This window comes from Glutamicibacter sp. MNS18, from assembly GCF_026107515.2.
Taxonomy (GTDB): Bacteria; Actinomycetota; Actinomycetes; order Actinomycetales; family Micrococcaceae; genus Glutamicibacter.
Genome location: NZ_JAPCHW010000005.1, coordinates 252,249 through 266,569 on the forward strand (window position 1 = coordinate 252,249; position 14,321 = coordinate 266,569).

Genomic DNA, 14,321 nt, shown 5'->3' on the forward strand with positions numbered 1-14,321 from the left:
TGATGCCTACTAATCCAGCACCGCGCGCCTACCAGGTGGTCCTTGAAGCTATTGAAGCCGATTTGCGTTCGGGCAGGCTCCTGCTCGGCGACCAGCTGCCAGGCGAGCGTGCGCTGGCCGAAAAGCACGGGATCTCCCGGGCCTCGGTGCGAGATGCCATCCGTATTCTCGATGTGATGGGTGTGGTGCGCACCTCCACCGGGTCCGGCCCGAATTCCGGGGCAGTGATCATCTCCAATCCGGCGGCGGGGCTCTCCCAGGCATTGCGCCTGCACGTGGCGTCCAAGGGGATCCAGGTACGTGAGATCGTCGAATCCCGCATCCTGCTGGAGACCTGGGCCGCGCAGATGGAGCCGCGGGACCGGGCCTACGCCCAACATGTGATCGACCGGACCGCGGTGCTGATCATGCGGATGGACGACCCGCAGCTCTCACGCGAGGAATTCCACCGGATCGACGCGGAATTCCATGTGCTGCTCTCCTCCATGGCCGGCAATGCCGTGGTGGAAGCCATGATGGAGTCGCTGCGTCACTCGATCAGCGACTACGTCTCGGCTGCGATCCCGGATGACGAAAGCTGGCAGCCGATCGTGAAGGTGCTCCGGCGCCAGCACAAGGCCATCCATCGGGCGTTCGCCAGCGGCAACCGAGAGCGGGCGGCCCACATGCTCGAGGAACACATCACCTGGTTCTACAACCAGACCAGGTTCTAGGGCCAGGACCCATATCTGGAATTGCGGGCATCATCGATGGGCCGGGTTGCCACCGATTCACTGACTGGTTCAAGGCCCAACCGTAACGTCAACCTGGTGATGCTGCGGCGAGGTCGATCAGGCAAGCCCTCTGGAACCGCTATGCCACGGGGTCGCAGGCCCACGACAACAGCTGGCTGACCAACAATGTGGCTCAGCTGTTCTCTCCGGGTCCTGTCCCGTTTCCCGGATCATGATCCGGTACGGGGCGGCCTGCAGCTTGGCCAGAAGTAACGCGTGGCCAAGCGTGCTGGTACCTCAAAGGCCCATGCCCGGTGTGGGCTGAGTCGAAAGCCGATGACCTGTTAACCCGAATTCTCGGGATAACAGGTCATCGGCTTTAAAAGTGGTCCAGCAGGGTCCGCCGGTAGTCGTGCCGCTTGCCTCGGTTCCTACCGTCGTTCGTCGACGATTCCGTACATCCGCGCAGAAATATTCGGGTATTCGGCCCGAATCTTTCCGGCTTCCAGTGTGGGAAGCTGTGCGGGGGAGTGTTCGGCGCAATGCACGAAGTCGAAGACGGGCCACCATTTCTTGGTCCGTTCGAATTCCGCAAAGCCGCAGACCTCGCAGGTGAGCTGGGTCCAAACCGGGCGGCCTCCGGCTTTGCGGTTGGCCCGGGACTGCACCAGCCAAGCCGGTGGGTTAGCGTTCAATGCGGCAAATTCCTTCTCACTCAGGCGTGAAGGAATGCCATGGCGTTTGGCCATTTCAAGGGGAATGTCCAGCGCAATCGCGGCGTCTCTACGTGTCATCATCGTCATCTAGCCTAGATGACTTCCCGGGTTTAGGAGACTGGGGGTGTTGTGCCTTTATCGAACGGCGGAGGTGAAGCGTGTCTTGCGCTTGGTATCGCCCAGTGAGGAGGCACCGTGAAAAGCTTTGGGTCGTGTGTCGTTTCCAGGTCGTTCGTGCTTCAGTTTCGGGATAGGCATCGGAAGAACCTGCCGGGCAGATTCTCGAGGTCTCTGTTTCTTGGAAGATATTCGAGCAGTCCTGGCCAATAACGTTGAAGAGCGAGACAGGCCATGTGTTTACCGTCGTGACGCGTATCCAAGGCTGAATGTTCGAAGCAAGAGCATGCTGAAAAGGTTGTATGTAGCGGTCGGTTGTGCGTCATTCCGCTGGTGTTCGAACATGGTGATTAACCGCGCATCTGGGCATCGGCCCCAGGAAGTCGAAGGCCTCAGGTGGAGTCGAACTACCTTTGCTCGACTTGGACTTCGATCTCGGCAAGGTGCAGGAGCGCGCCGATTAATAGCTGGCGTTGGGTCTCTCCAAGATGTCGGAGCAAATTATCGTTGAGCTGCTGCAGGGCCATTGAGGCTTCAGTGCGACGTTGATGCCCGGAATCAGTGGCCTGAATGATCCACGTTCGACGGTCGTGCGCAGATCTTTCGCGACGCACGAGCTCTTGGCCTTCCAACTCGTCAAGGATTCTGACCAAGCGGCTCGGGTCTAAGCGCATGTAGGTCGCAATCTCGCGTTGCGATGGGGCTTCAACACTACAGGCCAGTGCCAGGACCGCGTAATGGTGTTTGGTGAAACCGAAGCCTTCCAGAACGTGGTCTACCTGCTTCAGTACTTGTGTCTTGGCTCGTGAAATGACAAAGCCGACTTCCGTGGCCAGACCGGCTTCCTTAAGCATGAGGTTTTCATGGTTGTCGTTCACATCTTTCCTATCTGTTCTTCAAATATCCTATGCCGTACCCAGTTTCATTACTGTCTTCGTCCTTCTCGATAAAACAGTCACTTTCAAAAATATCCTTGCAAAATACAATGATTGCAGAATACCATGATTGAACATCGTGTGGCGAACAACACATTTTGTCTAATGGCAGTGGAGGATTCTTTGGATAACAAGACCGTAAACGTACAGATTGATGTGCGGGTACCTATGCGTGACGGAGTAGAACTGGCGGCCGACGTCTATGCACCGGCTGGCGATGGGACCTACCCAGTGATCATCCTGCGCCACCCGTATAGCAGGGATCGTCGGCCGCTGCTACGTGATGTCGACGTACTGGATGTCGTGCAAGCGGGCTACATCCTGGTATTCCAGGACGTGCGTGGCCGCTACGGGTCGGAGGGGGTTTTTGAACCATCGATTAACGAAATCGAAGATGGTGCGGACACTGTCAGGTGGGCCCATACCCTGCCCCAATCGAATGGGAAAGTCGGCATGTGGGGTTCGTCGTATGCAGCCGAGGCCCAGTGGAGCGCGATCCAAGGCGCTCCGGGAGAAATCTCATCGATCATTCCCATCAATTCACCCTCGCACTCGCAGTTCAACGGTTTTACCATGCGCGGGGGAGCGCAGGAGTTTGCCAGCCGCCTTGGCTGGGGGCAATCCTCTATAGCCTTTGAAGAGTTCAGGCGCTCTCAGCCGGAGGCTTCCGGCGAAGAATTGGTGGCTCTTTACGCGCGAAACCAGGAACTGTTCGATTCCAAGCAGATCTACGAGTTGCGCCCATTCTCACGGATTCACGATGTCCAAGCCGGATTCTTGTCCGATGTGAGTCGAATCTTTGGTGAGGAGCCTGGGGAAACCTGGCGTTCGCTGGGACGAACTGCTGGTAAATATGATCAATTTACTGATGTGGCGGTACTCAACTATGGGGGATGGTTCGACTGCTTTCTCGGATCAACGCTTGCACAGTATGAGGGACTGGCGGAAGCAGCCCGGAACAAAAACAGCCGAGCGCCGCACCTGATCGTTGGCCCCTGGTCGCACCGGGAGAGCCTGGACCGGTTGGGGGATCTCAAATTCGGCCCCCATGCCAAGGCGGCAATGCCCGGAAGCATAGGCACAATGACACAGCAAATACTGGATTGGTTCGATGCCACGATCAAGGGGCAATCGGACAAACTGGACGTCGAACATCCTGTGAAACTGTTCCTCATGGGCCGCAACCAATGGCTGGGATTTGAGACCTATCCACCTAAGGAACTGGTCATGCAACAGTGGCATCTGCATTCGGAAGGGATCCTCAGTTCGAGACAGCCGTCCCGGGAGAGCGTTGAGCAATACGACTACGATCCGTTGAACCCGGTACCTACGCTTGGGGGGCCCGTGTTGCTGCCGCCCGAATTCCGAGTCGGTCCGGTGGACCAGTCAGCACTGGCAGGGCGTAGCGACATCCTGTCCTTTACTAGCGAAGTCCTTGAATCAGACTTGCATGTAATTGGCAACCTTGGCATCGACCTTACTGTTTCCACTTCGGCACCGGATACGGACTTCGTCGTAAAGCTGTGCGACGTGACTGAAGACGGACGCTCAATTCTCATTGCCGACGGGATCCAACGAATTTCGGCACGCAACATGTTTACTTACGACGCGCAGTACAGGGGCACCGAACCCGAGATGGTGGAACCAGGCGAGAAAGTGCACATTACCGTCAACATGCTGGGCACTGCGTATACGTTTGCACGGGGTCACCGGTTGCGTGTCGATATCACCTCGAGTAATTGGCCGCGATGGGACGCCAATCCGAATACCGGAAAAACCTGCTATGACAGCGAAAAATCCGAGATCGCACATCAGCAGATCCATCTAGGACACTCACGGTGTGTATTGCACCTTCCTGCCGTACCCGAAACAGAAATTCAGCGGGCTGCACTGTAGCCGCCCCCGCAACACAGGAGACATCATGCGCAAACTACACAAAATTCTCGCACCTGCGGTAATCGGGATCTTCGCGCTCACCGGTTGTGGCGGAGGTACCCAGGCCGCCGGAAGTTCCGAACTCACACTGGCAGTGAGTAGCGAACCCATTGGACTGGATCCGGCTGTTGCAGCCAATGGTAATGCTTCGGCTTGGTTCGTTGATCTGGCCTATGCCTCGTTGCTGACACTGGACGAAAACGGCGAGCTTGCCCCAGGGTTGGCTAGCTCATGGGAATTCACAGATACCAGCAATACTCAGGTCAGAGTCACGTTGCAAGAAGGACTGACTTTTGCCGACGGCACCGCACTGACAGCATCGAGTGTCGTCGACTCCATCGAGTACTTCAAGACAGGATCAGGACCTTCAAGTACCTATTTCAAGGACCTTGAGCTGGAAGCAACAGATGACCTGAACGTTGTAATCACCAGCCCCGAGCCGAATCCACTTCTTCCCACCTTGCTGACACCCAAATACATGGGTGGCGGAGTGATTTCGTCGGCGGGTCTGAACAGCACCGAGACCTTGAACGCAGCAACCTTTGGTGCGGGGCCCTATGTCTTGGACACGGCTGCCACCGTCAGCGGAGACCGTTATGTGTACGTCCCCAATGAAAACTACTACAAGTATGACGAATTGGACTTCGACAAGATCACCATCCGGATTATCCCTAACCTCACCTCCCAGGTTCAGGCACTAAAGACCGGGCAAATCGATGTCATGCAGGGCGACAATTCAATCATGGGTGAAGTTGAAGGCGTGGACAACGTCGGGATCACGACGCAACCGACCTTATGGAATGGGCTCTACTTTGCCGACCGCGATGGCACCCTGTCACCTGAGCTAGCTGATCGAAAAGTACGACAGGCTTTGAACTATGCCGTGGATCGAGAAGCGATCGCTGCTGCCGCGTATGGGGACTACGGACGTGCCGAGACGCAGCCAGCTGTCCCAGGAGACAGCAGCCATGGCTATGACGAGGAGCTGAGCAAATATTACAGCTACGATCCGGCGAAGGCCAAGGAACTCCTGGCCGAGGCTGGCTACGCCGATGGTTTTACCCTGAGTGTTCCCTATAAGGGGCAGCAGGCACCCAGCACCACAATGGTCCAGGCACTATCGGAGCAACTCAAGGCAGTAGGAGTCACCTTGGACCTGCAGCCCTCCACCAATACCGGGGAATGGGTCTCGAAGTTGGTATCGCAGACGCACGGAGCCTTCCAACAGGATTCCTCTGGTCGACCACTGGTCCTGGCTGCACAGATGAACTGGTTGCCCGGTGGTGTGCTCAACCCGTTTAACGTCGATGACCCAGACATTGGTGCCGCCTACGATGAGCTGATCCATGCGTCCACGGAGGATCAGGAAGAAGTGGCCCGGGACTTCATGCAGATGTTGGTGGAAAATGCTTACACGTTACCCGTGGTTTCCGCCGACGAAATCTATCTCTATGACACCGAAGCGGTCGAATCGGTTGGCTTCCTCGGAAACACCCCGAAGCTTTCGCCTATTGACACCTGGACTCGTGCCGGTGAATGACGTGGATATGTCCCATGACGGCTAATGAATTCGTTGGAGGAAGGTGGGGGAAATGCTGAAAACTGTAGGGCAAAGAGTTTTGTTGTCCGTGCCATTGATCCTGTTGGTTTCCGCGGTGACTTTTGTCCTGCAGGGGTTGGTGCCGGGTGATCCCGCTCGAACACTGTTGGGAGTCAACGCCAGTGAAGCTGATTACCTGAAACTGCGACAGGCACTGCAGCTGGATGAACCATTCATCACTCGCTACGGTGACTACTTGGGAGGAATGATCCAGGGTGATTTGGGTTCTTCGATTTTCACTTCCATCCCAGTGGCCACGAGTATTCTGCAACGGTTGCCGGTAACCTTGGCGCTAATGATCGGGGCCGTTGTACTGGCCGCGGTGCTCGGCATCCTGTTGGGCGTGTGGAGCGCGGTGCGCGGAGGCACCATCAGCAAGGTTCTTGACGGGCTGTCCATGGCAGGATTCGCGATTCCGAATTTCTGGCTCGGATTGCTGTTGGTGGCGGCGTTCGCCATTGCCATCCCGCTGTTCCCTGCCACGGGGTATGAGCCGCTGGCCTATGGCTTCTCGCCATGGTTGTTGTGTCTGGTTCTTCCGTGGATAGCCTTGTCGCTCAATGGCGTTGCCACGATCGCCAAGGTTACACGTGAAAGCATGCTGACCTCGTTAAATACCGATTATATTCGCACCTTGCGGGCCGCGGGAGTGGGCAGGGGCTCGCTCGTGTGGAAACACTCCTTGCGGAACGCAGGCATACCCGTCAGCACCATGATCGGCCTGACGATGATCCATTGCATCTCCGGCACGGTTTTCGTGGAAAATGTCTTCGCGCTGCCGGGGCTGGGATCGCTGGCAGTCAGCGCGATCAACAACCACGACACGCCTGTCACCCAGGGGGTGGTGCTTACGTACACACTCTTGGTGGTCATCATTAATATTGCCGTCGACTTGGTCTATACGGTCCTGAATCCAAAGGTGAGAGTCTCATGACCCCGTTGGAAACTATCCAAGCACCCAAGCAGCGTCGCCGAATCCGGATGAATCTGGCGGTCGGATTGCCAAGCGTCCTGATCCTGACCGTGATCCTGATGGTGGCCTTGGCCCCGCTGATCGCACCGCATGATCCCTTACAACAGGACTTATCGCGGACCTTACAGAGACCAGATGCTCAGAACTGGTTGGGAACCGACTCCTTGGGGCGGGATATCTTCAGCAGGCTGTTGTATGGGGGACAACCCGCCTTGCTCGGTGTGGCCCTGGCTCTGACAGTGTTTCTATTGGTGGGTGTGTTGCTCGGTGTGCTTGCAGGATATCTGGGCGGGCTGGTCGACCGCATTGTCGGGGTAGTAGTGGACATGTTCATGGCTCTGCCCAACACCATCATTATCCTTGCGGTACTAGCCGTGTTCAGCCAAAGTCAGCCGGCATCAATGATCACACTCGGCGTGCTGGCCTCGGCAAACCTGACCCGGGTAGTGAGAGGAGCTGTGTTGGCGATCAGGGGAGAGCTCTACGTCGACGCGGCGATGGTTTCGGGCCTGACGGATCTGCGGATCATGTCCCGACATATCGTTCCAGGCGTGGTTGGGCCGGTCTTGGTGCAGCTGTCCATCTTCAGCGGGGTGGCGCTGTCTGTACAAACCGGTCTAGGCTTCCTCGGGGTGGCAAGTAAACCACCAGCACCCAGCTGGGGATCGATGGTCGGTGAAGCGGCAGAAGTGATGTCTGGCCACGGGTATTTCCTGGTCATTACCGGCGGAATCATCGCAGTCATGACCTTCGCCTTCGGGTTCCTGGGTGATGGCTTGCGCGATATGGCGTCGGAATCACGCAAACAACCGGCAGCATCGTTGTTCCGCAAACCCATGAAGGTCACAGACAGAATCGAACCACCTAACACCGAGGCAAGGCTGAGCGTCATCGACTACTCCATTGGCTTCACCTCCAACGGTGAAACGACGCGGACAGTGAAGAACATCGATTTGGAAGTTCACCCAGGGGAAATCGTCGGGTTGGTGGGTGAATCCGGCAGCGGAAAGAGCGTTACATCATTAAGCTGGCTGGGACTGTTACCCTCTAACGGCGCAGTAACCACAGGCCAGGCTTTTATCGACGGTGTGCCACTGGTGGGGAAGACCGAACGTGAACTGCAAGATATCCGTGGGGCGAAGATTGGTTTGATCTCCCAAGAGCCAATGGTGGCCCTAGACCCTTCGTTCACCATCGGATCCCAACTGGGTGAAGTTGTCCGGCTCTATACCAACGGGACATCAAGGGATATCCGGACACGCTGCCTGCAACTGCTTTCCCAGGTCCAAATGCCCGACCCGGAGGGGCTCCTAGGCAAATATCCGCACGAACTGTCCGGAGGTATGCTGCAGCGGGTCGTCATCGCCATTGCGTTGGCCGGTTCACCTCGGCTATTGATCGCTGATGAACCGACCACAGCACTTGACGTGACGGTCCAAGCAGAAATACTTGACCTGCTGAGGCACCTTCGTGATACCGAACAGATGTCAATTGTCTTGGTGACACACGATCTGGGTGTGGTTGCCGACATCTGTGAGCGGATTTACGTAATGAAGAACGGGGAGATCGTCGAGTCGGGGGTAACCCAAGAGATATTCGACTTACCCGAACAGCAGTATACGAAAACGCTAATCGCCAATACCCCGACCCTTGTCCAAGGAGCATGAGATGACCAACTCCCTTTTGACGGTCCAAAACCTGGCGATTGAATACAAACGCCCAGGTTGGCGCAGGTCTTCGATCCGGGTTATCCACGACGTCAGCTTCGAAATTGCCGTCGGACAGACACTTGCACTGGTCGGTGAATCAGGGTCAGGCAAGTCCTCGATTGGTCGAGCCGTCCTGGGGCTGACGCCTGCGGCCGAGGGGAACATCGAGTTTCAAGGACACGACTTGCTGGCGATGAACAAGAGGGATCGTCGGATGATGTCCGGTGACTTGCAAGTGATATTCCAAAACCCGTATGGATCTTTGAACCCAGGTCTGACTATTGGCCAGATTCTGGTGGAACCACTGGAAGCTTCCGGAAAGTTCAGTCGAGCGCAAGCCCAACGCCGTATTGTCGAATTACTGGATCGCGTGCATATGCCCAAGGACACGGTCAATCGGTACCCTGGCAACTTCTCCGGAGGTCAAAGGCAACGGATCGCGATCGCACGGGCACTCGCCTTGGAACCCAAGCTCGTCGTGTGCGACGAGCCAACGAGCGCACTAGACGTTTCCACCCAAGCAGCGGTGCTGGATCTGTTGCGCGAATTGCAGGAGGGGCTGGATGTTTCCTATCTGTTCATCACCCATGACCTCGCCGTAGTGCGTACTTTCGCTGATCGGGTCATTGTCCTGGAACAAGGGCGCATAGTGGAGGAAGGGGACAGCGCAGCCGTGTGCGACAACCCTACGCATCCATATACCAAGAAACTTGTTGCGGCAGCACCCGTTCCGAACCCCAGGATGCAACAAGAACGTCGCGAGGCGCGGTTGGCGTTGAAACATGCCTAAGGGCAACCAGATGCATTCGATGAGCTTGGTAGGTGAGGTCATTGTTAGCGAAGCGATACTCAAGGACAACACAGCATGATGAAGAAACGGATCGAGCCGAAGAACCCACAATTGGAGTACACGGGAACCATCACCGTGGATGTTGGCACACCCATCAATATCGGGCAGACAGCCAATGGCGAGCGAAAGGTGGTTCCAATCCGTGGCGGACAGATGCAAGGTCCGCAACTAAACGGCACGGTATACGGTGCCGGCGCTGATTTCCAGCGGTACCCGGTCGGCGATCTGGCCTTGCTGGAGGCGAACTATGTGATCCGGTTGGACGATGGGACCAACTTGCTGGTGGAAAACAATGCCGTGCGAACCGCCGAACCGGAGAGTCTCAAAGCCCTCATGGATGGACGCACGGTCAACCCGGACCTAATCTACTTCAGGTGCGTCCCTACACTGAGCGTTGAAGATGTATCCATCCACCGATGGGTTAACAGGTCACTATTTATCGGAACAGGCGAGCGGTATACGGATGGTGTCCGGATTCAGGTTTTCCGGGTTCTATAGCAAAAGCGCTGGGCAACTGACGACATACGATATAGCGAGGAACGCTGGCTTCTGTGCGACCCGTGAACATTGGGAATCCGGAGAAGGGCCAGAGCCGTGCGTGGTCTGCCCGCCCGGGATTTCCTGCTTCGTAAACGCGACTACAACGATGTGCGCTGTTGCCCGTGGCAGGGGCAACGACGCACATCGGTATCCACCTAGTTCGCCGAGGTCACCGTGACGGTGGCCTGGACCGGCACCGGGTTCTTGAAGATATCAAGGACCGGGCAACGCTCATCCACCACGCGCTGCAGTTCCTCATAACGCTCAAGTGCTTCCGGCCCGGTGATCTGCACTTCCAGCTGGACGTCCGAGAATCCCGGACGCACCGCGTCGTTGGCACCGAACAGGCCATGCACGTCAAGGTCGCCGTTGGCGGTGATGGAAATGTCATCGACCTGGATGCCCAGTTGCTGGGCATAGAGCCGGTAGACCACGATCTGGCAGGATGCCAGCGCGCCCAAGGCGTATTCCACCGGGCTGGCGGCGATATCGTCACCGGCCAGCGGGGCGGGCTCGTCGACCTGGAAGCTGTGCTTGCCGGCCTTGATGGTACTGGCCACGGACCCGATGCCCTCGCCGGTGGTGCTGAAGGTCAGCTGGCCGTTTGCCGGGTCCTGGGCCAGTCGTTCGGACCAGGCCTGGCCGGCCTCCTGGAGACGACGCGCGCGGTCTTCGGCCACTGACAGTGTGCTTGTTGCATTCGACATGGGAGGAGTGTTCCCCTTTCTGGCGCGAGGGGGCGCCATCGCTTACGTTCCTGGCTTTCAGGAGCGTCGAATCATCACCTGGAGCACCCCGCACAATGGCGCGGATAGGGTTGCCGTCCAACCAGCCAGGGCTGCAAGTGGTTGGAACTCGTGATTCAGTGGTTCTTTTCTACCAAGGACGGCACAGCGGGGTAAACGCCTGCTTCATGCGGCGTCATGAGACGAAGGCGCAATAGATAGACTGGGGAAGGGGTTGCGGCCTACCTCAACCGGTGCCGCGCGAACATCGGACCCGGCCCGGAACAGCGACAGGACGACACACATTTATGGAGCTCCAACTGCAGACCAGGCAAGTTGAGGAACTACTGGGAGTACGTTCCTACCTCCTGGGGATGCGACTTCGGGAAATCTGCGAATTCAGCGACATCGGCTTTGAATACAAGGAGCGCTCCACCATGGCCATGGGCTATGTCGACGATGTCCAGGTGGCCGTGGAAATGGACTACCTGCACGAGCAAGTCGGGGTGCGGACCTTCTGTGGGGACTGTCTGGAAGCCGAAAGCTGTGAGCATCTGGGAGCATTCCTGCTGGAATTGGTCAACGATTACCCTGATGATTTCATGGTCAACAGCGATCCGGGAGCCCGTGCCAACGGAACGCTGCCGCAGTGGTACCGGGCCATCAACAAGAGCGTGCCGCCGGTGCCGGTGGAAAACGACGAGGACATCGAGCCGCTGGCCCTGATGCTCTCGGTCAATACCGGATACCGTGGTGCACTGAGCAGGACCGTTCGGGTTAGGCCGATGCGTCCGGGAGCCCGGGGCGGGTGGATCCAAACCGGGGTCTCCTGGAGCCACCTGTACGGGGATCCGCGCTTCGGACGGGAACAACGCGCAGCTCTGGTGGCACTGCACGGACTGCAGCGGGCCACCCAGTACTACTACCAGCAGCAAGATGATGCGTGGATGGTGCTCAACGACGTTCCCGGGCCGCAACTGGTGGAATCCTTCCGGAAACTCATCGACGTCGGGGTCGTGATCGTCGACGATTCCCCTGCCCGCAAGCCGATCGAGTTCCTACCCGGGGAACTCACCCCCTTGATCGACCTGCGACGCACCGACGCAGGGTTGAGTGTCCAGGCCCAGCTCACCGGGTCGGCCCAGCAGCCGTGGGATATGCTCGGCATCGGGCGACCTGCCCAGCTGGCCCTGCTGTCCGCGAATGAACCGGACAAGCCCTCCGCACAGCATTTGTCGGTCCTGGGCACCACGCTGTCCACGGAGCTGCTGAACCTGGCGGAGCAGGGCAGGATCGAGGTCCCGACGGAGGATATCGCCCGTTTCGAATCCACGCTCTTGGGAAGGTTACGCAGAATCGCGCCACTGGTCAGCCCGGATGGCAGCTACCGGATCCCCGATCCGGTCCGTCCTGCCCTGGAGATCGGACTGCAGCAAGACCGTTCCACGCTGCGCGTCAGCTACTCATGGAGCTACGCGGATGGTGGGGACCGCGACCGGAAGCTGGAAACAGGGATCCTGGCCGGGATCACGGACAAGTTGGGGGAGCACACCAGAATCCTTGGGGTTCCGATCAACGGCAAGTTCCTCGATACCGTGATGAACCCGGGGTTGGCCCTAGAATTCATCCTCAACGCCCTGCCATTGCTGCGTGAGCACCCGGATGTGCGGATCATCGAAAAGTCACCCATCCCGGAATACCGGCTGACCGACGAACTTCCACAGGTCACCGTGGAAGTCGATAGCAGCTCCAACGACTGGTTCGACCTTGCAGTCGCGGTGACCCTTGGCGGCGAACCCGTGCCGTTCGCCGAGTTGTTCACCGCCCTGAATGACGAACAACCCTACATGGTGTTGCCCAGCGGTACCGTGCTGAACCTGGACGACAAACAGTTCTCCCAACTGCGCGCGCTGATCGCCGAAGCCGGCGAACTGGCCGACGTGCGCAACGACGGAGTCCGCATGCATAAATTGAACATCGACTGGTGGCAGGAGCTCCTGGCCCTGGGGATCATCGAGACCCAGGAAAACGACTGGTTGCAGACCATGCGCCAACTGGGCCCGGGGGCGCAACTGGAACAGCCCCAGCTGCCCTCGGACTTCACCCCGACCCTGCGCGACTACCAACAGCACGGAACCGCCTGGCTGCATTTCCTGCGCACCCACCAGCTCGGCGGGGTGTTGGCCGATGACATGGGGCTGGGCAAGACCGTGCAGTTATTGGCGGCCCTGGAAGCCGCCCGGCTGGAGAACCCGGATCAGAAGTTCCTGGTGGTCGCCCCGACCTCGGTGGCGGGGAACTGGTATAGCGAGGCCGCCCGTTTTGCCCCGCAGATGCGGACCGCGCTGCTGGCCGAAACCAGCAAGAAACGCGGGTTGAGCGTTGCCGAGGCCGTGGACATCGCCCATGATGCGCAGCTGGTGATCACCAGCTACGCCGTCTTCCGGCTGGACTTCGAGAGCTTCGATGAACTGGATTTCTCGGTGCTGATCCTGGATGAAGCGCAGCAGTTGAAGAACCACACGTCCAAGGGGTATAAGCAGGCCCGGCAGATGGTGGTGCCGTGCAAGTTCGTGGTGACCGGAACCCCGGTGGAGAACAACCTGCTGGAGCTGTGGGCGCTGGTTTCCCTGGCCGCCCCGGGGCTGCTGGGTGGGTTGAAGGCGTTCAAGGACAACTACGCCAAACCGATCGCGGAGGGCAGGACGGACCGGCTGCAGCGGTTGAAGAGCCGGTTGCGCCCGTTCGTGCTGCGGCGTACCAAGGAACAAGTAGCCACGGATCTGCCGGCGAAGACCGAGCAGATACTTGAAGTGGAGCTGGACCCGGCCCACCGCAAGGCCTACGACCGCCGCTTCGCGCGGGTGCGGCAGGAGATCCTGGGCCTGGTCGAGGACGTGGATTCCAACCGGTTCCGGATCCTGCAGTCGTTGACCTTGTTGCGCCAGTTGGCGTTGGATCCCTCCCTCGTCGACGAGGGGGACGCACCGAGCGCCAAATTACAGCTGCTGGGCGAACTGCTCGCCGATGCGGTGGCCGAGGGGCATAAGGTGTTGGTCTTCAGCCAATTCACCGGATTCCTGGCCAAGGCCAGGGACGTGGCCGAGCGGTTGGGCGTTCAGACCGGCTATCTGGATGGGTCCACGAGCCAGAAGAACCGTAGAAAACTCATTGACGGGTTCACCGAAGGGCAATACCCGGTGTTTTTCATCTCGTTGAAAGCCGGCGGGTTCGGGATCAATTTGACGGCCGCGGACTACTGCATCCTGCTCGATCCGTGGTGGAATCCCGCGGCGGAGGCCCAGGCGGTGGATCGGGCGCACCGGATCGGGCAGACCAGGCCGGTCCACGTGTACCGGTTGGTCGCCAAGGGAACCATTGAATCAAAGGTGCTGGCCCTGCAGGAGAAGAAGACCCGGTTGTTCAACGACGTGCTCGGTGAGCAGACGGAGACGGGCCAGTCCAATACGCTCAGCGCGGATGATTTCCTGGCGCTGATGGAGTAGCA

At 58.3% G+C, this 14,321-nt stretch carries 11 protein-coding genes and 1 riboswitch; of the genes, 8 read left to right on the top strand and 3 right to left on the bottom strand.

Features of this window, described 5'->3' with window-relative positions; all coding sequences use genetic code 11:
• Window positions 1–2: 2 nt before the first annotated feature.
• Window positions 3–713, top strand: a complete 711-nt coding sequence (locus OK351_RS08945) for a FadR/GntR family transcriptional regulator (protein WP_265158031.1) — start codon at window positions 3–5, stop codon at window positions 711–713.
• A gap of 431 nt (window positions 714–1,144) precedes the next feature.
• On the opposite strand, the gene OK351_RS08950 is transcribed toward OK351_RS08945, so the two are convergent.
• Window positions 1,145–1,510: a hypothetical protein gene (locus OK351_RS08950; RefSeq protein ID WP_265158033.1), complete on the bottom strand. Its 366-nt coding sequence runs from the start codon at window positions 1,508–1,510 to the stop codon at window positions 1,145–1,147.
• A 443-nt stretch (window positions 1,511–1,953) separates the two neighbouring features.
• Window positions 1,954–2,424, bottom strand: a complete 471-nt coding sequence (locus OK351_RS08955; protein ID WP_265158035.1) for a MarR family winged helix-turn-helix transcriptional regulator — start codon at window positions 2,422–2,424, stop codon at window positions 1,954–1,956.
• Between the two features lie 123 nt (window positions 2,425–2,547).
• Between OK351_RS08955 and OK351_RS08960 the strand changes: the two genes are divergently transcribed.
• The 6 genes from OK351_RS08960 (at window position 2,548) to OK351_RS08985 (ending at window position 10,046) form a co-directional block, all read left to right on the top strand.
• Window positions 2,548–4,377, top strand: a complete 1,830-nt coding sequence (locus OK351_RS08960; protein ID WP_265158037.1) for a CocE/NonD family hydrolase — start codon at window positions 2,548–2,550, stop codon at window positions 4,375–4,377.
• Between the two features lie 25 nt (window positions 4,378–4,402).
• Complete coding sequence (locus tag OK351_RS08965) at window positions 4,403–5,956, top strand: ABC transporter substrate-binding protein (RefSeq protein ID WP_265158039.1); 1,554 nt, start codon at window positions 4,403–4,405, stop codon at window positions 5,954–5,956.
• Window positions 5,957–6,008: 52 nt separating this feature from the next.
• Entirely contained in the window at window positions 6,009–6,950 is a 942-nt protein-coding gene (locus OK351_RS08970) for an ABC transporter permease (RefSeq protein ID WP_265158041.1), read from the top strand.
• A complete protein-coding gene (locus OK351_RS08975) occupies window positions 6,947–8,656 on the top strand; it encodes a dipeptide/oligopeptide/nickel ABC transporter permease/ATP-binding protein (RefSeq protein WP_265158043.1) in 1,710 nt (569 codons plus the stop codon). Before OK351_RS08970 ends, OK351_RS08975 begins: the two co-directional genes overlap by 4 nt.
• A gap of 1 nt (window position 8,657) precedes the next feature.
• On the top strand, window positions 8,658–9,488 hold the full coding sequence (locus OK351_RS08980) for an ATP-binding cassette domain-containing protein (protein WP_265158045.1): 831 nt from the start codon (window positions 8,658–8,660) through the stop codon (window positions 9,486–9,488).
• Window positions 9,489–9,563: 75 nt separating this feature from the next.
• Window positions 9,564–10,046 (top strand): DUF3237 family protein, encoded by a 483-nt coding sequence (locus tag OK351_RS08985; protein ID WP_265158047.1) that lies wholly within the window; start codon window positions 9,564–9,566, stop codon window positions 10,044–10,046.
• Between the two features lie 197 nt (window positions 10,047–10,243).
• Here the strand turns inward: OK351_RS08985 and OK351_RS08990 are convergent, their stop codons facing one another.
• Window positions 10,244–10,795 (bottom strand): OsmC family protein, encoded by a 552-nt coding sequence (locus OK351_RS08990; protein WP_265158050.1) that lies wholly within the window; start codon window positions 10,793–10,795, stop codon window positions 10,244–10,246.
• Window positions 10,796–10,828: 33 nt separating this feature from the next.
• Window positions 10,829–10,951: riboswitch (SAM riboswitch) on the bottom strand.
• A gap of 170 nt (window positions 10,952–11,121) precedes the next feature.
• Between OK351_RS08990 and OK351_RS08995 the strand changes: the two genes are divergently transcribed.
• Entirely contained in the window at window positions 11,122–14,319 is a 3,198-nt protein-coding gene (locus OK351_RS08995; RefSeq protein ID WP_265158052.1) for a DEAD/DEAH box helicase, read from the top strand.
• Window positions 14,320–14,321: the final 2 nt, after the last annotated feature.